Below are 19,821 nucleotides of genomic sequence, written 5' to 3' on the forward strand. Positions count from 1 at the left end.
TGATCGCTCAAATTGCGTCGTTTGCATGGAGCACACGGGTCTTTACAATGCACACGCCTTGGACGTATTGTTTCAGGCTCAGTTACCGATCTGGCTAGAAGCTTCCCTCCATATTAAACAAGCTGGCGGGCTGCAACGAGGCAAGTCAGATAGTGTTGATGCTCAGCGGATTGCTGAGTACGCTTATCGCTTTCAAGACCGGACTCGGCTTTGGAAACCGGCTCGAGCCGTCATGAAAAAGCTGACTGAATTTACTCGACTTCGTCAGCGTCTGCAAGGTATGATTAGCCAGTTGAAAGTGCCTTTGGCCGAGCAAAAACGATTTGGTGACAAAGTCCTGACTACCCAACTAGGTCAGCATTGCAGTAGCTCACTGAAAGCACTGCTAAGTGATTTAAAAGGGGGCGAAAAGGCAATTAAACAGCTCATTACTGACGATCCTACCTTGAAAGCGCTCCGCTCCGGCGGCCCGGTTTGAGTTGGTTACGTCTATTCCTGGTGTTGGTCAAGTCGTGGCCACTGAATTAATCCTGGCCAGTGATGAGTTCAACGCTATTGATGACCCCAAAAAGCTGGCTTGCCATGCGGGCGTAGCTCCCTTCGAGCACTCCTCGGGCAGTAGTGTACGGGGTAAGACCCGGGTGAATCATCACGCTCGAAAATCGCTAAAAACCTTGCTTCATATGGCAGCCATGTCGGCTCTTCAAGTGCCCGGTGAATTACAGGAGTATTACCAGCGAAAAGTCAAAGAAGGTAAGAATAAGATGTTGGTTATCAACGCACTAAGAAATAAACTCATCCATCGGGTCTATGCGGTGGTCAAGCGGGGTAAAAAATATAACAAAAATCATACGCCAACCCTTGTTTGAACCATAGAAATCGGCCCGGTGATTTTCGATGCGCCAATGCTGACGCACATAGCCATTAAAAGCTTGTGGGCTTAGCGCCAGATCACTTAAGTAAAAACGGGTCTGCTGAGTTTGAACACCGTCAATATCTCGAATGGCTTCGACCATAATAATACTGCTCAGGTGAGACCAAGTCTGCAAGCTATCGTATAAAGCCAGATTAGTCTCAACATAGCAACGGCGAGTTTCAATGCGGCCACTACCAAAGTCAACGTGCTCATCACTAGATAATTGAAATTTCATCTGTTGCATTCGCTCACTTACCTGCTCATAGATTACTGGCTGGTTTTTCTTTAAGGCCAACAGATAATGCCCTTTTTTTTGCACAATTAAATCGGCATTCGTTTCTTCACAGCCAATCGCGTCGATGCTAACTAACGAGTCAACTAAGGCCAACGAAGTTAACAGTTCAGGAATCGCTGTTTTTTCGTTGCTTTTAGCAGCTACTTTTTCCTCCCCCAGTACTAGTCGATACTCACCTACCCAAGCACTGACGATGCATAAGCCGGATTTTTTATGCCCCTTTTTAGCCGTCCCCCGTAAGACTTTTCCATCAATGGAAATCTGATTCATCTGCTGGGCCAAGGTTGCTATGATTTGACTTGACCAACGGTACAAACAATCACCAAAGGCCTCTTTATCAAGATATTTGAAGACCCGATTAAAGGTATCATGCGAGGCAATACCGTTAGGTAGCTTCAAAAAAGTCCGTAAAAAGGCTTCCTTTTGACGACCATAGAGTTCGACTTCTTCAAAGTCATCTGCCCCGCAAATGACCGCTAACAAAGTGATGACTAAAATATCGAGTAAATCATGTTTCTTTCGACGATTGAGTCGAAAATCAGGCACATCGGCAAAAAAAGCTTCCCAGTTCATGTCACAAAGATCTGAACTAGGACAAAATACCACTGTTTTAATGCGTTTAACCTGGGTTATAAAGGACGAGTAGTAATCTATCTCATAATTTGCCCAGTTTAAGAAGCACATACATGAACCCTTCTGCGTCTCAGGTAGGAGCGTTTTTGTGAGACGGTTAGTCCATTCGTATGTAGACTGTAGTTTTTACTTTGGTTAACATGAAGCAGATTACACGTTGCTTCGATCAAGGTAGTCACCGTACACCACCTCCCATCCTATTTTTCTCTGCGTCGTTGCCTAAGCTCCGGTCTTTGGCAGCCTTTACCGTCCGTTTGCCAAACGTATAGCTGAAGGCTAGCTGAATACGCTGGTTATCATTATAATATTGATTACTCGAGGACACATTGCCGTAAGAAACCACATAGCGGTAGAGTTGCGTATGGAAAACATCCCGGAAAATAAGCTTGAGGTTGCCATCCTTAAACAGGGTCTTATTCAGACTAAGGAACGTAAAAAATAACCCTTTGCTTTGGTTGATCGTACTTCGACTGGGTGATTCGTAGACCAATAATAATTCGGCTTTGTAGCCTTTAGGTAAAGAGAACACGTTATTCAAGTATATCTGCAGGCCGTAGCCCGTCAACAAACCAGCATCATAGGAACCGATGGGCGATTGAGTTTGCGAGCCCCGAAGACCCCCATTCCAGTTCATGGACCACCATTTCGTCCACTCATGCCCCCAGCTAAGACCCACAAATTCGCTGTGTAGCTGCGCTAGATTGGTAAACGATACGGTATAAATCTTCGTGTCGGGATCAAAAAAAACGGTGTTCAGGATGGCATCCTGCGTGTTGGAATAGTTCACGGACAGGGTCAGTCCACCTAGGGTTACGTTGGCGTCCAGTGTATGGGCGAAGGATGGCCTTAAGCCCGGATTACCGACCGAAATCAAGTAGGGATCGGATTGGTAACGATAGGGAACCAGAGCCGATAACGATGGGCGAGCTAGTTTACGAGCATAGGATACACTAATTTTTGGGCCATTGGGTAGCGTTTTGCTCAGGCTCAGGCTAGGAAAGAAACCGGAATACGTGCGACTTAAATTTGAACTGACCAGCTCCTGATATGTTTGTTCATACCGCAAACCCGTTTGCAGCGACCACCCGAGTTTGAATTTGGTACTGTAACTGGCATAACCTGCGTAGGAATGCTCGGCATAGTTGCCTGAATTACTGAAGCTCGAATCCAGGGCGTAGCTGCCTGAACTCCCTTCATTCTCCTGGGTTACCAAGTTATTGTTGCTGATGGTGGTCCATTGGAAGCCGGCTTCCCAGCGTCCTTTTTTTTAGCGGCACGGTCAAGTCAGCCTTACCGATCAGATTCTCCTCCGTTTTGGGATTTTGAATGCGGGCCCGGCTGGATGAGCGCAGCGAGCTACGGTCTACATGCTGATATTGATACGTTAAGTATTGGGTGTTTGATCGATCAAAAAAGCTCTTGGTTAGATTGACTGATAGTTCCTTGCCTACACTATCCAGTTTACCCGTATAGTTGATGTTAACGTCATAATTCCGGGTATTATCCGTTTCAAGTCGATTCAATAGTAGTACCGAATCAACCCCACCCGTAGAGCGTCTAAAAGCCGTTGTCCCATCCGTGATGCTCCGAATGGTTTGGGTACTGCTGTTGACACGCAAACCCAGCACATGATTGAGGCTAGGAAAATAGTCAATACCACTAAAAGTAGAGAAACCTTTGGTTTTATACAGCGAGAAGGCTTGTCCCGCCATCGACCCGGCCTGATACGTACGAACCGTGGCTTCTTCTGATCCTACCTCATCAAGCCGACCAGTAAGGGTGGTGAATACATTCCACTTGGCTGAGCGAAGATTCAACGAGCCATTGGGGCTGAAGCGTCCGTAGTGACCTTGCGAATAGGTGGTGCTCAGCCGCCCATTGAGGCCTCGTTCTAAGCTTTTCAGCGTGATGATATTAATGACCGCTCCAAAACTGGCATCATATTTAGCCGATGGATTGGGGATCACCTCAATCTTTAAGATATCCTCGGCCGAGAAATTTTGCAGAAAGTTGTCCAGCGCACCCTGTCCCATCTGGCGACCGTCCACTAGAATCAGCACATTACTTTTGTTGGCGACTTTAATACCTAGGGGGGTCTTTGACACCAGGGGTGCATAGTTCAGCAGGTCTTCGACCTTATTGCCTTTAGCGATAACGCTGTTGGCTACACTCAACACCATCCGATCCCCTTGGTTTTCCACCAAACTTCGTTGTCCTTTCACGGTGATCTGGGCCAGGCTTTCTGTTTTTTCGTTCAATGTGATGACCCCAAAGTCCGCGGTGGGATTCGTTTCGTTTAACGAAAAGGCAGGTAGCCACCTAGCCTGGTGACCAACCGATTGTAGCTGGAGCAGGTACGTTCCAGCCGCCAGATTATCCAGCCGAAAAAAGCCTTTTTCGTTAGCTACTGCCCCTTTGATCGTACTGGAGTCTTTAGCCCAAGCAAGTCGAATGGTGGCGTAAGGCACGGGTTGGTGCCCCGTGTCGATGAGGGTGCCTTGTAGTTGGAACTGGGCCAGGCCGGGCAGATAAATCCCCAAACAAAGCAGAAGAACTATAGTTTTTTTCATGGTATAGGGAGTAAAGCAAGAAAGAATCTGACTTGAAGCAGGAAGGGGTTAGCCCCCGTTAATTATAAAGGCGGTTGGGTGTCAGACGCTGGCCGGTAAAACCACCAGGCCAGGATTTCCGTACCGTATCCACTGACCTGATCACGCAATCACCATGACAACTATCCTTCGTTGTGCCATTATCGACGACGAATTCCTGGCCCAGGAGTTATTGACCAAGTATGTCCGGCGCGTTGCCTCGCTGGAGTTAATTGCCACCTTCGATGATGCGATTCTGGCATTTAATCAGCTACCCAATCTGTCACCCGACGTGATTTTTCTTGATATCACGATGCCCGAATTGACCGGGCTTGAGTTTTTGCGAGCTTATCCAGCTCCGCATCCCGCGGTAATCATGACGACAGCCGATCCCGAACACGCTCTGGCGGGCTTCGATCTGGGCGTGACGGATTATCTGCTCAAACCCATCCCGTTTGAGCGTTTCATCAAAGCGATTGGCCGCGTGCGGGAGAAGAAAACGAGTGCGCCCCTGGCGAGCTCGTTGCCAGCGCAAACGTTCCCTTTAGCACCGGTTGTCAACCCCGCTCCCGGTAGTGATTTTATTTACTTTAAGACCGACCGAAAACTGGAGCAAGTGCGAATGGATGAGATCATCTTTGCCGAATCGCTGGGGGATTACCTCAAAATTTTTCTAGCCGATCGGTATCTGGTCGTTCTGCTGACCATGAAAAAGTTAGTCGATACCTTACCCCCTGACCGCTTTCTACGGGTTCACCGCTCCTGCATCGTCCAGTTGCGCCACATTCAAACCCTGGAGGGCAATACCATTCATACCTCAACGGGACAGGCCTTGGTGGTTGGGCCTAACTACCGGGCCCAGGTAAAAGAAGCGGTAACGAAATGGCTGGCCATTTAGTAGGCCAGTCGATGTGGCCAGCCAATGATACCCTTGTGTTTCCTGAAAAAAAAGCCAGTAGTCGGTCCGTTCGCATTTGACAATCCAGTAGGTTTCTGTTGGGGCGAAAGTAGCGCAGGCCAACCGGGGACTCCAATTAAATCGATAGAGGGGTCCTTTTTCTCGATGAACGTCGGAGAGTACGTTTCGTCGGACAATACCGGATCTTAATCGAAAAAACGGGCGAAGCTGTCCAAACGGGGTTACTTTGTGAGCTGATCGTTTTATGCCCGTGCTACCGTCTCAACTAGCTCTACTAACCGACGAAACCCGCTACCGTGGCTGGACTCGAATTGGCTTTCATGGGGTGCTACTAGTCGGTGTGTTTTTGCTGATTTTTTCCACCTATATTCCCTGGTTTCTCTACCCCAATCCATCCCTTCATTATCCGCTGAAGACCTACGCGGGCCCCATTTTACGGGATTCACTGAGTGTCATCGTTCAGTACTATAGTCTGGTTTACCTCTTTACCCATTATGGTCGGCGTCCGCTCTGGCTGCTTCCGGGTCTGGTCCTTTATTATTTGCTTCTGTTTACGGTGTATTACTATTCCTCTTATATGGTCAAGCACTATTTCGGCCTAGCGGACGACTACTCGGGATCAATCAACCATTTTGAGCGGCTGCCTTATGGGCAAGCGTTAGTTAGTGTAGGCACCTTTTTTCACCTATTATTTATCATTGAGCGGGCTTTTTACCCGTTAGCCGTGAAGCTAGTCTTGGAAGTTTACCGCCGACAAGTACGTCATCGGCAGCTTCAACAGCAATACACCCGGCTTGAACTTGACTTTCTAAAAAGTCAAGTTCATCCTCATTTTCTGTTCAATGTGCTTAATAGTATCTATGCCTTGACGGAGGAAGAGAGTCCACAAGCGGCCCGGATTACGCTCCAGCTAGCGGGTATGATGCGCTATGCGCTGTATGAAACCGCTGATTCCCTAGTCCCTCTCCAGAAGGAGCTAAACTTCATTCGGGACTATATGAACCTGGAACAGCTCCGAACCCTCAAACGACTAGCTCTGGATAGCGAGCTACCCCAATCGGTCGACGAATCGCTTCAAATTGCCCCCTTTTTATTAATTACCTTTATTGAAAACGCCTTTAAGCACGGCGTTCAAAACAACGCTCAAAAATCCTGGGTAAAGCTAAGTCTAGAGATTAGTGATGATGTACTGAATTTGTCGTTGATTAACAGTAAACCGGTCAATCCTTCACCAGTACTGGGTGGTTTGGGTTTATCGAATGTAAAAAAAAAGGCTGTTGCTTCAGTACCCAGACTACCATTTATCGGTCTTGGATGAAGAAACAACGTATATGGTAAGGCTTCAGCTGACCTTGTCAAGACAAGAACAAGACCTTCGTTAAGGATTGATCTGACCTACTCAGGACTGGATTGGACCGGGCGTCTTAGATTTGGCTGCTGGGTTGAAAAGCTGATTAAAACTGATAGGATACTTCAGGCTATATACTCATAGCTTTCCTGTATTATTAAACGCTGGTATTATGTTAATGAAATATCCCTACATTAAGCCGTATGTTACTGATTTCTGTGTACAGTAAATCGGTAGCATACGGCCTTCCAGAGCATGCTTGGAGGCCGCATAATAGCTCTGAAAGGGCACCCCGATCAGCCCCGCCAGCGAACCGATGGTGATAATGCGCCCCCTGCGTTGGCGTCTCATCATGGGCAGCACGGCTTTGGTCATGTTGACAGCCCCCAAAAATTAGTCTCGAACTGCTTGCGGGCTAGGTCGGCGTTGGTTTCTTCGGCGCTGCCCTCAATGCTGATACCCGCGTTATTGATTAAGGTATCCATCGAGGATGTTAGTGGGGAGAGGCTGGCCACACAGTCCTTGATGGAGGTTTCAATGGTGATATCCAGGGGTAGCGGCTGGTGCCCAACACGCGAAAGCCGTTTTGATGGAGTTTGGTGGCGTTAGCCAGGCCAATGCCGGCGGTGGCTCCGGTGACGAGTACAGTTTGTATAAAGTTGCGAGCGGTTTAAGTAACTACTGGCTGGGGCGCAAAATGTTAGGCAATCGTTGGCAAGAGATTTTCAGCTGGGGAAACGAGTTTCTTCTTTAAAGTGCGTTTAAGTAGATGTACCGCTAACAAGTAACCCCGTTTTGAGTTACCTTTTTAAATTAATCAATGGAAACGGATGAAGCTCCTGTCGATAATCTTTCTCCTGGTGGGAGCTGTATTGGGCCTGCTTTTAGTTTTCACGGTAAACCAGGCCCGTACCAACCTGAACCGATCGCTGAAGGTTAAGTAGTTGAGCGGAACGGGACGGAGGTGGAGCGCCACTGCAATGTCGAGTAGGCCACTCCTCACTTGGCTGATGAGAAGCGGAACGTACTGTATGTAAATAGGAGGTTTTAAGCGAGCGTGCTAATTTCTTAGTTGCATGCTAGTTACTTCAAACGGCAAGGGAGAAATGTTCATTGTTTCTAGTAGATCTGACGTGAGAAAATAGCCGCTTACCCTCACCTTTAAGCTATCCTTGTCAAAGGCGGTTCCTAAATTACAGCTTCCCCAAGGCGTTCGATCTGCCTCATCAACACCGGTACTAAAAGACGGCACTATCTGGAAGCTAAATTCACCATTTTTTTGACTTCGTTGGACAATGATTGCAGGCCTATCTTGGATAAAACTCTGACGTCTAAGTAGGCCATAAGGTGACTGGCAAGGAGATGTTTGCCTACTTGCGTCTTCTTTTTCGCAGCTGATGAAGGCTACTAGCAAAAAGGAGAGTAAATGTTTGACACTCATGAGTTTTCGTTTTTACCAGGACTCATAAACTCCATAATGCGTTGGAATTGCATAGGCTCTTAAAATCGCCCCATTTAAGAAGTGGATGATTGAAGGTTGCTTCGTATCACGAAGAGGAGCGTTTTCTTGAGAATATTTATAACGGTACTCTCAGAGGTTAATTTAATAACTGATGTTACGCAAGGCTAGTCTGTTTGTAGCAATGTCTAACTAAATTTACTCAAAAACACGACAAAATACGCTCATGGAGTTTGTATCCCCATTTTCGACCTCTACTCGGACTATTTGCTGGTCAATCAAGGCCAGCCAACGGCTACCCAACTAGCGGCACTGGTGGATGGTAAACTCTCCCACGATGCCATTACCCGCAGCTTGCACCAGCAAGACTATAACTCGGCTCATTTATGGCAGGTGGTCAAACCATTTGTTCACCAGATCGCGCAAGCCGATGGCGTATTGATCTTCGATGATAACCTGGAGGAAAAGCCGTATATGGCTACCAATCCCCTGATTCGATACCATTTTGACCACTGCCAGGGGCGCACCATTAAAGGCATTAATCAGCTAACGGCGTTGTATCACAGTTCATCCAGTAGTTTACCCGTCGCTTATGAGCTGATTGAAAAAAACCAACAAAAACTCGACCTCAAAACGGGGAAGACCAAGTGGATTAGCCTGATCAGTAAGCATCAACTTCTGCGCCAACTGGTCAAACAGTGTATTGTCAATAATCTCACATTCAGGTATATATTGGCAGATTGTTGGTATTCCTGCGCCGACACCTTCACCTATATTAATGGCCTTGATCGCCACTTCATCATGCCCATCAAGGCCAATCGAAAAGTGGCCTTGAGCCAACTTGACCACCAACAGGGGCGCTATCGGTCGATTGAGTCGTTGGCATTGGAAGAATCTCAGTTACTGGTTGTCTGGTTAAAAGATGTGGCTTTTCCGCTGCACCTGACCAGACAGGTCTTCAAAGACGGAGATACCATCCAGGGAGAGCTCTATCTGATGACCAATGACTCGACGGCTGATAGCGTTTGCATGCAAACACAGTATGCCCGTCGTTGGAAAGTGGAAGAATTTCACAAATCCATCAAGTCTAACACAGGCTATGGCGCTTCTCCGGCTCACACGGTTCGCAGCCAAAGTAACCACTTGTTTTTAGTTATGCTGGCTTTTGTGAAGTGGGAAGCCCTACGGCTGTCAACCTCAAAAAATCATTTTGCCTTAAAGAAGTTGCTGACGCTGAATGCGACAAAATTGGCTTTACAGGAACTCAACAGCCTCAAAAGTCAATCTACTCTATTGGCAAAGGCTGCGTAACATCAGTTAATAAATGTACAGTAGCACCGCAGCTCATTCAGTAGCATATGATGCTCCTGGTTTGATATCAAGTTGCTGTTGGGAACACACTTCCTTCAGTTCTGCAGGCTCGATCAGTTCTCGTTATCCTTGGTGAGAGAAACCTAAACAGATCCCTTCCGTATAAAACAGGGAAAAGTGCATTGTATCAATGAATTGACCTTTGTACGTAATTCCAATATGATTCAATCCATCGACATGCGTACTGGTATGCTCACTGATTTCGAATCGGTTCACAGTTGAGGAAACAGTTCACATTTGAGGAAACAGTTTGTGCATCAGTAATATTTTATCACTGCTCGTGTGTAGAATGAACGCTTATGGTGTCCTTAGGCATTCCTTTAAAAATGGAAATTCCCATAAAGATTTCCTGGCTTAAATCGATAATCTCCTGTGTACACAAATGTCAATTTTTTTTTCTGGGATACCATTTTCCCTGGTTGATAGTTCAGCAGATGAAGAACACGTCTGGTGAACTACTAGAAAAATCTCCTTTGACAAATCTACCCATGTTTTAACAGATCGCCAGATCTACAATTAAAATCCGTTTTAGTCGATTTCAGGTGCCCAAACGGATAGTTGGCTCCTAAATGGCTAATCCGCTCCTCCCTTGTCTTTTACCTTTGTAGCGAAAGAAACAACAATTATCCTCTTATGAAACCAATAACACGCTTACTGCTTGCAGCTGGTCTGATCTGCCTGGCTGCCTGTTCAAAACCTGCGGGCGAATCTATTTCGCCCGATCAGCCGTCTTCACCCCAGGCAGGTTATGCAATGGGTACCGTTCGTGACGCACAGGGAAAACCCATCAAAGGAGCCGAGATTACGATCAATAATACTGGCGGGGTCGTAAACAATCTGATTGGCTATTCCGATGACAACGGGAATTACAAAATAAAGCTCAGCACCGGTGGAGGTCCATTGATTGGATCTTACTATGTGCGTGGTCACGTTGCAGTTACCTACTTAAATTATCCGTTCAAACTGGCGCTATTTGTTGAAGACGACAGCGCATTTTCGCCTGAAGAAGGGGCGGTAAAAAACCTCAAGCTGCAGATTGCCGGTCAACGCTCGAACTTCGGTGACAGTGGCTGGTACGGCGGAACGATTGAAGTGGATAATCACACCAGTAATTCACATTTCCCGGATATTGAAGTGACGCTGGAACCCGTTGGACCATTGGTAGACGGCAGTGTCGGCGAAACACAGGTAGCCCGTCCCGACTGGCTTTACTCTTACAACGTTCCGGTAGGTCAGTATAAAATCACTGCGCGTGACGTAGCCCAAAACAAGGCACTGGCGGTTAAAAATTACTTCTACGATGAGGGGTATCAGGCATCTGCGATGGGCGTTTTTGAACCCATCCTTACGGGGTCTGACCGCTATCAGTTAGTGATCGATGTAACTGACCTGTAACTTACTAGCCACGCCTTAAGATTCAAGTACAGGATAAGGATGGTGAAATAACCATCCTTATCCTGTACTTGAATCTCAGCCTGTTCCATCATTTTATACTGGTCGGATCAGTTTCTGATAGCTGCAGTTCATTTATCCTAAGCCTATCGTCTAATCGAGGCAGTAGAGATATTTATCAGTAGCGTAAAAAGCCCCAATTCTGAAGCAGATATATGACGCTTTTTCGCCGCACTTATGAGCGAATTGTGAGACATCCAATTCAATAGCTGTCCAATGTAATCCGTCGCATACGAAAGCTTATTAGACGATGAATTTGTTCTCTTTCCAGTGTACGTCGTCAAGTGAAGGCAGACAAATAGGGGCAGTCCGCAACTGCGCTGAAAAGTGGAAGAGACAAGTCCGTAACCGCACGGCAACGACCGACCGTCGGCAACTCGGTTGGCTCACTCAGATCCCCTTTGTTCTGTCCACTTTTAGTTGACGACCTACCTACAGTAACTGGCAAACTGTCCAAGGCGTGTTATGATTTGAGTCAATTAGAAAATCATAACACGCCTTACTCACCGATCTTGAAACCACGCGGCCGTCACCTTAATCCCCTCTTCGTAGGAAGTCGGCCTATAATTAAACGCCAGTTCAAATTTGGAGGAATCAAACTGGAAAGCAAACTCGTCCTGATAATTCATCTCATAGGCTTCCTTCATAAACGGATTGAACCAACCAATGGCCTTCAGCATCCATTTGGGTAACACAAACAGCTTGTTGGATGTGTTCATGGCACGAGCCGACAGCTCGACAAACTCACGGCCGGTCAGGGCGGGTTGGGGAGTAGGTAAGTGCCAAACCTGACCAAGGGCCTCCTCACGGGTGGCCAGCAAGTACAAAGCCTGAGCCGCGTCGGGCGTGTAATTGAACGAGCGGGGTACGTTGGCGTTAATGGGCCACTGCGCTCGGTTGCCTTTTTTCAGGTTGCTGAACACGTAGATGCCGGGGGCGCTCTTGTCGCTCACGCCAGGCCCATAAAAGTCCACCGCTCGCGCAATACTGGCCCGAACCTGACCCGCCTGCATCGCCTGCTGAAGCATCGTCGCCACCCCCGCCCGGACTTTACCTTTTCGACTGCTTGGACGATAGGGCGTTTCTTCCGTAATTGGCCCCTTCACCCGACCATACATATACACGTCGTCAAAAAAAATGAGTTTGGCGTTTGCGGCTTGGCAGGCGGCTATGGTGTTCTGCATAATGAGGGGCCAGTCACGTTGCCAGACATCGGCCTTATAGTCGATGCCAATCAGCAGATACACAACCTCAGAACCGGCAACGGCCTTCATCAGTTCGTCGCGGTTGAGCGCACTGGCAGCAACGGTTTGGGCCCCGGTAACGGCTTTGGGTTTACGGGATACCAGTCGAATGGTTTGTTGATTGGCTTGTAGAACGGGGATCAGGGCATTGGCGATGGTGCCATTGGCACCGATGAGAGTATGTAAGGCCATCTGTGAAACTTGTTTGATTGATGGGCCAAAGTTCGGTTGCAGGCTACCAGCAGGCTTGTACGAAAACGAAATAGATACATGGTATATGAATGAGCATACTCAGACAATAGCGCAAACCTTTGCGGCACCTGAAGGGCTGACGGAGGTATTCAGGCATATCTATTACATGAAGCATCCTAGAGAAGCGACCTGTCAGTCCCTTCAGTTGTTTCCCCATTACGAGATGATGCTGGTGTTTAATTTTGGGCCGCCCATATCAGTATCCGTCGCCGATCATACCTCGCTAGTGGAACGGGTGGCCATCCTGGGTCCATTAGACCGTGTACTAACTTATGAACTGTTGCCAGAGTCGGAGGTCATGGTCATCGTGTTCACCCTGAACGGGTTTTACCGGCTGCTGGGCAAACCCATTCACCCGCTACGAACCGAAACAGAAAATCAGGTGGCCGTTCCAGTAACTTACCTAACCTACCTGGACTTGTGGGAAAATCTGGTTCAACTACCCTCCATTGCCGACCGGGCGGAGTTACTAATGACTTATATCCAGCTGCATGTCGCCCCTGAGGACACGGCTTGGTTGCTCGATGAGGCTTCGCTATTCAGTAATCTGGCGATTGATCCGATCAAGATCATTGCCCAAAATCGTCGTCTTTCAGCCCGGTCGGTCCAACTGCGGTTACGAAACATGGTGGGCTTTTCGGCCAAAGAGATAGCCCGCTTTATTCGGTTCAAAAACGTGATCGCTCACCTGGTAAAGGAGCACCCCAGACTACCCGATTGGGCCGATCTGGTAGTCCAGCATGGCTACCACGATCAACCCCACCTGATTCGGGATTTTCAACGCTACCTGGGTCTCAGCCCGACCGACTTTGTCAATCAATTGGCTGAGCAACCCATCTGTATTACGCAGCCCGGTAAGCACTATTAAATACTGTACTACTTGAAAAATTGAGCATTTTATGAGATTAAGCTTTTTACCTTTCAAGGCAAAAATTTTTATCTTTTTGTCCAGTAAAAGGTAGCAAGTCCAGTCTAACGTACTATGATTTGCAGTACGGTAAATATGCCAGAAATTGTATTATTCGGGATCGGTTTATCGCGAGTAGGATTATCTTCGCTGGCCAGCGACTCATCTTGTTGCCTAAAAAGATTTACTACAATGCGGCTATCGATTTCGATCAGAAATTGATGCAGGTTCGCTTTCCAGTTGGTTTCTTCAACGATGAACTAACTATCTTCCCGAAGGTAGGCACAAATGGGGGTGATGTTACCCTAAATTTTTATGGGTATCAATTTGGGTATGGTACCAAAATCCAGCTTTTGAAGGCTGGCCAGTCTCCAATAAGTGTAGCCGATTCGCTACTGAGCTTTCCTGAACCGTTTAGTGTACAAGCTGTTTTTAATCTTCGCGGTAAAGCGGTTGGTATATAGACTGTAGAAATTACGTTTGCCAATGGTGAGAAAAAACTGATAGCCGATGGCTTTTACATTAAGCAGGCCTTACCAGCGGATGTTGTGGCTAAACTGGTATTTCCGCCAACGATGCGCTTTGGTGCTCCGACCAAGTTTGTGATCAGCATCCGCAACCGAGGTGAAACCGACGCTCACGGGGTGCCTCTATGGATCTATGTCCCGGATAAAACAACGGTCAAGCTATCCATGAGGGTTACTGGAGATAGCACCTTTAGTCCAGTAGACTCCTTATTTTTTATACCCATTGACACCCTGAATCGTCAGCCATTTAAAGGGAAAGCGTGTTGGTTGTTTATGCCGCTAGTTAAAGCGGGTGATATTCTGGAAATCACTGGCCAGCTTCAATACAGTGGGACTGCCAGTTCATTTAAGATGAATGTGTGGACAGGTGAACCTCTGTATGGCTCCCCAGTCAAGCCATATGCCTGGACTTGCATTGGCGCAATCGCTAAAAATATAGTTGGTGAAATAGTTGCTGAAATCACCAATGCTGGTGAGGTAAAAGAGTGCATATCGGGTCTATTTGACTTAACGACTGGTTTGATTGACTCAGGAATAGATGGCAAAAAAGAACGGAAGAAAGGTGAGGCCATAGTGGGAGATATGAGCTAGATCATCTATAAGTATTTTGTGAAGTGTGCCAAGGCGACTGGTGCTTTTATTCCCGTTACACGGGCTGGTAAAATAGTGTATACTGTAATGAAGGTTCTGTTAAAAGCTATTGATGGGTTAGATAGATTCAAGGGTGGGCTGGAAATGGAAAATGCTTGTGGACAAATCGTTCCCCAGGCCAAAAGAGAAAATCCAGTTAATGTGCCTGTTATAAATGCTCAAGACCCTAATGACAAATTAGGGCCCATTGGTGTGAATGTATCGCATTACATCAGTGCGAAGGATACCCTAGGTTATCTAATTCGATTTGAAAATTATGCTACCGCTACCGCAGATGCCCAATATGTACAAATACTGGATACATTAGCTCGGACCAAGTTTGATTTCGCTACGTTTTAATTTGGTTATTTTAAAGTAGCGGATACGAATTTTTATGCCCCACCTGGCCCCAAACACTATGTTCGGGATTGGGATTTACGACCCGACAAAAACTTGATTCTGCGGATGGAAGCAACCTTTACTGATTCAACGGGTATTTTAAAAGCAACGTATACAGCTTTAGATACACAGAACGATGGAGTGGACCACTGATCCCATCCTGGGCTTTCTACCCCCGAATCATAGGGCTCCTGAAGGCGAAGGAGGAATTTTCTTCACAGTTGCTCCAAAGGCTGATCTATCTGCTAATACGACTATTGCGAATCGATCATCGATCGTTTTTGACTATAATCTTCCTATTGTGACTCTGGTTTGGCGTAATGCCGTGGATAAAACTACACCGACGAGTCAAGTAGCGGCTTTACCGACTACTGTGCAAAGTACTACGTTTACGATCCAGTGGAGTGGACAGGATATAGGCTCGGGCGTTCGCCTTTACAATCTTTACGTAGCCACAAATAATGGTCCCTATAAACTACCCAAAACACGACGCTATCTAGTCTAACCTTTACAGGGCAACCAGATTCAACGTACCGATTTTATACGGTTGCTGTTGACAGTGTGGGTAATGAAGAAGCGGTTCCGGTAGTATTTGATACGCAAACCACGGTTCGTTTGCCAGGCTTGATTGAATCAATTCAACATGGAGATTGGGCTTCAACAACTACCTGGTCATGTGGTTGTATTCCAGATAGTATGTCTACCGTTACAATTAACCATTTAATTACAATTCCATCCAACAAACAAGTTCGTATCGGAAAAGTAAAATAGGACTTTCGCAGGTTATACGAATTTGATAATTGGCTGAGCTAGTTGAGCACGTAAGTAATCACTTAACAAGCCTTGCTTGAGCAGATAAACTGTCGTCTGGCAATGGTAAGCTAATTGTTTTAAACGCAACCAGACTAAATTGGCTGCGGCAATATGATTCCGCTGACTACGATTCAACCGGCATTGGCATTTGGCGATGCCGGTCAGTTGCTTTTCTTCTCGGTGAAACTGCCGCACGGGCGGCCCCGTCAATCTTCCAGCGATTGCTACTCTCTTGTTGAGCAGCAACCGCTGGAAGATTGACGGGGCCGCCCTTTAGGTTTGTCTTGTGGTAAGATTCCAAGATTTGGTAGCTTGCCAACTAGTGAACAGGGTGGGCTACCCTATGGGGCCGCAGAGTTCCAGCTCTAGGCACGGAACGGTCCGCCGTCCATATCTTTGTTTTAGGTTAATTACATTAGAAAAAGTACAATTTTTGAATACGACTTGACAGGTCTAGTCAGCACCCTAAGTTCCGCCGTTAGTACGTCCAACCGATACTGTGCCGCTGGTTGCTCTGACTAGCTTGTCTTTTCCCGGTAGCTTCAACAGTACCTATAGACGTAGCCATTGGCCACGATCTGGCATTTATGTGCAAAGGCGGGAAAAGGCGGTCGGTCAACCAATTTATTCACCTCTTAACCTCCTTTGGTATGCAACTACTGCGCTATTGTGTTGGCTTGGACATCAGTAAGGACTCTCTTCAAGTCTGCCTCTCAGTAATCGATTCCGATGGTCGAGTAGTGATCAAAGGATCAACTAAAGTAGCCAACAAACTGGCTGCTTTTGCCCAATTAGAACACTGGGTTGGTAAGCATCGAAAAGCGGATGGTTTACCATTGCGCTATGTAATGGAGTCGACAGGGGGTTATCATGAGGCCATAGCCTGGTACCTCTATCAGAAGGATCAGTCGGTCTGTATCTTGCTTCCCAACAAGGCAAAACACTACCTCAAAAGCCTAGGCTACAACCGGGCAGCCGGCGCTGTCCAAGAATGACAAGATTGACGCCCAGGGATTGGCACGTATGGGCCTTGAACAACAGCTTACTCTATGGAAACCGCTATCCAAGAACATCTACAGTTTACGCTTGCTAACCCGCCAGCATCAACGTTTTCAAGAATGGAAAACGCAATGTCGCAACCGCGCGGGCGGCCCCGCAGCAGCATGCGCTGGATTACAGTGCGATAGGCGATGATTTTATCACCAAACAGAACGATAAGCTGCTAGCCGTCTACGATCAACAGATTGAAGCCTTGGAGAAGGCAATCCAGGAGTTAATCGAGGGTGATATCGTTCTAAAAGCACAAGTTGAGCGGCTGACGGCTATCAAAGGCCTAGCCCTGCTGTCAGTAGCGGTACTGATCGCCGAAACCAATGGGTTTGAAAACTTTGCCAATCAACGCCAACTCGTCAGTTATGCGGGCTATGACGTGGTAGAAAATCACGGGGCCGCCCGTGCGGTCGGGCAATCGATCAGGTAAAACACGGATTTCTAAAAAGGGTAATAGTCGCATTCGTCGTATTCTGCATATGCCCTCTTTCAATGCGGTTCGCTTTGGAGAGCCAACCTGCCAAGCTCTTTATGAGCGGGTTTTTCAAAAGACCAATACTAAAATGAAGGCTTATGTAGTTGTGCAAAAGAAGTTATTACTCTTGGCATATGCGGTATGGCGTCATCAGACGAAGTATGACCCTATGCATTCGGTTCAGCCAGAAACAGACTCTTTACTAACCAGCAAGCCGGGCCAGGATAGCAAAAAAATAGTCCCGACTAGCGGGACTACACAGGATCAATCTGCCGTGGTGGAGTTGTCCTTTGGATAGCTCCAAGATATTAAAAAAATCCTAACTCAAAATTTGTTTTTCACGACAGTACCAGCGGCTGAATGTCTTTGATAATGGATAAAGCAGGCTTGCGCTCGGCAGAGGTGGGAGATTGAGAGGCTGTGCGCTTGGCTTTGGAGGTTTTGGCCGAATTGGACATAATTAAGGAGGTTTGAGTGAAACAATTTACTGAATTGTCTCTTCTCATTTTCACCCCTTTTGTCCACTTTTACTTGACGACGTACACTGATGAGCAGTTTCATTACATCCGTGGTGGCATACCAACTGTCCATCAACACATACCCGAACAAAAGGCCCCGATGAATGGCACTCATAAGCATATCCTGTAGGTGGTCAAGTTTGGTTTTGCCATCGCGGTCAGGATCAAAAATGCGATAATCAATCACCCAAAATTGATTGGTAACCGGATCAAAATAAACACAGTTGACCATCCCAATACCTTTGACAATGCCATGCTGATTACCTGAATACTGTCGCCTAAATCCTTGAATTTTAGAAGAATGAACCTTCTCCAGCACCACGTCATCAAAGATCACATACCCTTCGAGTCGACTGGTAAAAAGTGGGCTGACCTTCTCCCACAGCAGCCGAGGAGTAAGTTTTTCTTCTTTGAGGTATCGGTGGACGTCGTCGTGAGAAAGATCGGCAAAGTGATCGGCTAGATTGGTACAGGTATAGTTGATCTGACTAGAGAGTAAGTACTGGCAGTATAACTCGCGTGTTGTTGTCATCTCAAAAATTAACCATTTTTATCTATTTGCGAAAGTCCTATAATAAAAATAAGTAGATATATAGTTACCCTTTCGTACAATAATTAATTAAAAAAGGTATATTGTTGGTTAATTTGAAGGAATACACTCACAGCTTCTACATAAGTTGGCTTATTCACTTATACTATGAAGCATCTAATGCTCGTGGAGGATAACGATTTTCTCCTAAACCTATTAAATCAAACCTTTCACCAAGACTACCAATTAAGTCTCTACAAGAATGGCTTAGAAGCTATTAGAGGGTTAGAAAAAAAATTCGTATCCGGACCTAATCATTAGTGATTTATCAATGCCTTTCTGCGATGGTCTTGGCTTACTAAAACATGTACGAACGAGTACCTCTGGCAAGTACATCCCTTTTTTCATCCTATCTGGAAATGAAGAAAGTAGTGTTCGAATTGACTGTTTAGAACATGGGGCCGATGACTTCATTACAAAACCCTTTAATCTACGAGAGCTGCAGGCTAGGGTGAAGGCACAATTAAATACAGGCGTCATGCCCCAAACTACAGGATTTTCTTAACATGGACCACTCCAGGCGTGGCCAAAAAATGAAAAGACGAACAAAACGGTATCCCTGTTCCTATGAATATAGTTGTTTCGTGAATGGTGGAAATTTAAAAAATCGGGTCTCTAATTGAGCCGATTTTTTTGTCCGTCTCCTGAAACGGTCCATTATTGCTAAAGGGACTTTTCAAAGTCAAGTGACGGATTGTGTACGAAACGACTAATGTACCCTATTTTGTGGATCAGTGTAGCCAGTGCAGGAAATGCAGAGGTAATGCCATCGTTTAGCCTTGGCCACGGCCTGCTTGATTGCCCTCAAGCAGTAACCCAGTAGGTTAGCCATCGATTAAAGGCTACCTTTGACTATGAGTCAACCTACATATACCGCTATCCCTGATACCTCGGATAACAACTACTGGGCAACAAAGTCGGAGCCTGGCAATGTGCGCAGCACCACGTTTGTACCCAGAGATAAAGAACTTCACCAGCAGCTAAAGATTAAAGCGTGGGCCATTATTCAGGCTTCACTCAGGAAGAGTAATAGAAAAGTAAGCTACTAAGTAGGCCCCATCAGCCTTTCTGGCTTTATTAGATAAACTGTATAATGGGCGGCCTCTAGTTGGCTTGGTAATCAATACGCGGGGTCAATCACGGCCACCCTCGCCTTTCCTTTAACCCGGCTCTTTTTGCTTTTAAAGCAAGGAGATTCGGGTTTTTAGTGGGGTCTGAGTTCGTACTAGAGACTTTTGGGTAAATCTAAAAAAAGTTACTGTGCCGTGCCGCCGGAGCGGTAACTAAAGATAACGTATGTGACTGATTGAGTTTGACAGGTATTAAAAGTTAGTGTCTCGTAAAAACGCGCTACTTATCATTTGTGACCATGCTTTATATAATATCACAAAAGGCTCCTGTGTGAGACAGATGAGATGTAATGCTGAAGCTAGTTT

Annotated in this window: 21 protein-coding genes and 4 pseudogenes; 16 read left to right on the plus strand and 9 right to left on the minus strand. The window is 46.5% G+C overall.

The window, feature by feature from the left end; translation table 11 throughout:
- Window positions 1–25 precede the first annotated feature (25 nt).
- Window positions 26–478, plus strand: coding sequence for an IS110 family transposase (locus H3H32_RS37415; RefSeq protein ID WP_240543713.1), 453 nt, complete (start codon window positions 26–28; stop codon window positions 476–478).
- 34 nt (window positions 479–512) lie between these two features.
- Window positions 513–869: a transposase gene (locus tag H3H32_RS37420; RefSeq protein WP_240543725.1), complete on the plus strand. Its 357-nt coding sequence runs from the start codon at window positions 513–515 to the stop codon at window positions 867–869.
- Here the strand turns inward: H3H32_RS37420 and H3H32_RS08790 are convergent.
- The 3 genes from H3H32_RS08790 to H3H32_RS08800 form a co-directional block, all read right to left on the minus strand.
- Entirely contained in the window at window positions 783–1,784 is a 1,002-nt protein-coding gene (locus tag H3H32_RS08790; protein ID WP_182462323.1) for an ISAs1 family transposase, read from the minus strand. The genes H3H32_RS37420 and H3H32_RS08790 overlap by 87 nt on opposite strands.
- A gap of 235 nt (window positions 1,785–2,019) precedes the next feature.
- Window positions 2,020–3,057 (minus strand): outer membrane beta-barrel family protein, encoded by a 1,038-nt coding sequence (locus tag H3H32_RS08795; RefSeq protein ID WP_240543726.1) that lies wholly within the window; start codon window positions 3,055–3,057, stop codon window positions 2,020–2,022.
- A gap of 1 nt (window position 3,058) precedes the next feature.
- Window positions 3,059–4,414: a TonB-dependent receptor gene (locus H3H32_RS08800; protein ID WP_182462324.1), complete on the minus strand. Its 1,356-nt coding sequence runs from the start codon at window positions 4,412–4,414 to the stop codon at window positions 3,059–3,061.
- A gap of 154 nt (window positions 4,415–4,568) precedes the next feature.
- On the opposite strand from H3H32_RS08800, the gene H3H32_RS08805 reads away from it, so the two are divergent.
- Window positions 4,569–5,330 (plus strand): LytR/AlgR family response regulator transcription factor, encoded by a 762-nt coding sequence (locus tag H3H32_RS08805; RefSeq protein WP_182462325.1) that lies wholly within the window; start codon window positions 4,569–4,571, stop codon window positions 5,328–5,330.
- Window positions 5,331–5,595: 265 nt separating this feature from the next.
- Entirely contained in the window at window positions 5,596–6,669 is a 1,074-nt protein-coding gene (locus tag H3H32_RS08810) for a sensor histidine kinase (protein ID WP_182462326.1), read from the plus strand.
- 219 nt (window positions 6,670–6,888) lie between these two features.
- Here the strand turns inward: H3H32_RS08810 and H3H32_RS38190 are convergent.
- Together H3H32_RS38190 and H3H32_RS08825 are read right to left on the minus strand one after the other, a co-directional pair.
- Window positions 6,889–7,250: pseudogene (locus H3H32_RS38190) on the minus strand (SDR family NAD(P)-dependent oxidoreductase).
- A 509-nt stretch (window positions 7,251–7,759) separates the two neighbouring features.
- Window positions 7,760–8,140 (minus strand): hypothetical protein, encoded by a 381-nt coding sequence (locus tag H3H32_RS08825; protein WP_182462328.1) that lies wholly within the window; start codon window positions 8,138–8,140, stop codon window positions 7,760–7,762.
- A 261-nt stretch (window positions 8,141–8,401) separates the two neighbouring features.
- Between H3H32_RS08825 and H3H32_RS08830 the strand changes: the two genes are divergently transcribed.
- Window positions 8,402–9,469 carry an IS701 family transposase gene (locus tag H3H32_RS08830; RefSeq protein ID WP_445265561.1) on the plus strand — a complete coding sequence of 356 codons (1,068 nt, stop codon included), beginning with the start codon at window positions 8,402–8,404 and terminating at the stop codon, window positions 9,467–9,469.
- Between the two features lie 123 nt (window positions 9,470–9,592).
- Here H3H32_RS08830 and H3H32_RS38195 read toward each other — a convergent pair whose 3' ends face one another.
- Window positions 9,593–9,745, minus strand: a complete 153-nt coding sequence (locus H3H32_RS38195; RefSeq protein ID WP_182462330.1) for a cyclase family protein — start codon at window positions 9,743–9,745, stop codon at window positions 9,593–9,595.
- 417 nt (window positions 9,746–10,162) lie between these two features.
- Here H3H32_RS38195 and H3H32_RS08840 point away from each other — a divergent pair, with 417 nt between their 5' ends.
- Window positions 10,163–10,924, plus strand: coding sequence for a carboxypeptidase-like regulatory domain-containing protein (locus tag H3H32_RS08840; protein WP_182462331.1), 762 nt, complete (start codon window positions 10,163–10,165; stop codon window positions 10,922–10,924).
- 560 nt (window positions 10,925–11,484) lie between these two features.
- Here H3H32_RS08840 and H3H32_RS08845 read toward each other — a convergent pair.
- Window positions 11,485–12,417, minus strand: coding sequence for an NAD-dependent epimerase/dehydratase family protein (locus tag H3H32_RS08845; protein ID WP_182462332.1), 933 nt, complete (start codon window positions 12,415–12,417; stop codon window positions 11,485–11,487).
- Window positions 12,418–12,502: 85 nt separating this feature from the next.
- On the opposite strand from H3H32_RS08845, the gene H3H32_RS08850 reads away from it, so the two are divergent.
- The 5 genes from H3H32_RS08850 (at window position 12,503) to H3H32_RS08870 (ending at window position 15,445) form a co-directional block, all read left to right on the plus strand.
- The gene (locus tag H3H32_RS08850; RefSeq protein WP_182462333.1) at window positions 12,503–13,345 is read left to right on the plus strand and encodes a helix-turn-helix domain-containing protein; all 843 of its coding nucleotides are present in this window, start codon (window positions 12,503–12,505) and stop codon (window positions 13,343–13,345) included.
- A 119-nt stretch (window positions 13,346–13,464) separates the two neighbouring features.
- Window positions 13,465–13,848 (plus strand): hypothetical protein, encoded by a 384-nt coding sequence (locus H3H32_RS08855; RefSeq protein ID WP_182462334.1) that lies wholly within the window; start codon window positions 13,465–13,467, stop codon window positions 13,846–13,848.
- Window positions 13,849–13,932: 84 nt separating this feature from the next.
- Window positions 13,933–14,502 (plus strand): hypothetical protein, encoded by a 570-nt coding sequence (locus H3H32_RS08860; protein ID WP_182462335.1) that lies wholly within the window; start codon window positions 13,933–13,935, stop codon window positions 14,500–14,502.
- Between the two features lie 87 nt (window positions 14,503–14,589).
- Complete coding sequence (locus tag H3H32_RS08865; protein WP_182462336.1) at window positions 14,590–14,901, plus strand: DUF7619 domain-containing protein; 312 nt, start codon at window positions 14,590–14,592, stop codon at window positions 14,899–14,901.
- Between the two features lie 175 nt (window positions 14,902–15,076).
- Window positions 15,077–15,445 carry a DUF7619 domain-containing protein gene (locus H3H32_RS08870; protein ID WP_182462337.1) on the plus strand — a complete coding sequence of 123 codons (369 nt, stop codon included), beginning with the start codon at window positions 15,077–15,079 and terminating at the stop codon, window positions 15,443–15,445.
- 278 nt (window positions 15,446–15,723) lie between these two features.
- Here H3H32_RS08870 and H3H32_RS38415 read toward each other — a convergent pair.
- Window positions 15,724–15,948 (minus strand): annotated as a pseudogene (locus H3H32_RS38415) (IS701 family transposase); the annotation flags it as partial.
- Window positions 15,949–16,403: 455 nt separating this feature from the next.
- Between H3H32_RS38415 and H3H32_RS37805 the strand changes: the two are divergent.
- From H3H32_RS37805 to H3H32_RS37820, 3 genes are all read left to right on the plus strand, one after another.
- Window positions 16,404–16,748 (plus strand): IS110 family transposase, encoded by a 345-nt coding sequence (locus tag H3H32_RS37805; RefSeq protein WP_256432984.1) that lies wholly within the window; start codon window positions 16,404–16,406, stop codon window positions 16,746–16,748.
- Window positions 16,749–17,005: 257 nt separating this feature from the next.
- Window positions 17,006–17,233, plus strand: a complete 228-nt coding sequence (locus H3H32_RS37815) for a transposase (protein ID WP_256432986.1) — start codon at window positions 17,006–17,008, stop codon at window positions 17,231–17,233.
- A complete protein-coding gene (locus tag H3H32_RS37820) occupies window positions 17,208–17,576 on the plus strand; it encodes a transposase (protein ID WP_256432987.1) in 369 nt (122 codons plus the stop codon). Before H3H32_RS37815 ends, H3H32_RS37820 begins: the two co-directional genes overlap by 26 nt.
- Before the next feature lie 248 nt (window positions 17,577–17,824).
- Here the strand turns inward: H3H32_RS37820 and H3H32_RS08885 are convergent.
- Window positions 17,825–18,328: pseudogene (locus tag H3H32_RS08885) on the minus strand (transposase family protein); the annotation flags it as partial.
- Between the two features lie 304 nt (window positions 18,329–18,632).
- Between H3H32_RS08885 and H3H32_RS38200 the strand changes: the two are divergent.
- Window positions 18,633–18,890, plus strand: a pseudogene (locus tag H3H32_RS38200) (response regulator); the annotation flags it as partial.
- Between the two features lie 349 nt (window positions 18,891–19,239).
- A complete protein-coding gene (locus H3H32_RS08895) occupies window positions 19,240–19,434 on the plus strand; it encodes a hypothetical protein (RefSeq protein ID WP_182462340.1) in 195 nt (64 codons plus the stop codon).
- Window positions 19,435–19,821: the final 387 nt, after the last annotated feature.

Source organism: Spirosoma foliorum (assembly GCF_014117325.1).
Classification (GTDB): Bacteria; Bacteroidota; Bacteroidia; order Cytophagales; family Spirosomataceae; genus Spirosoma; species Spirosoma foliorum.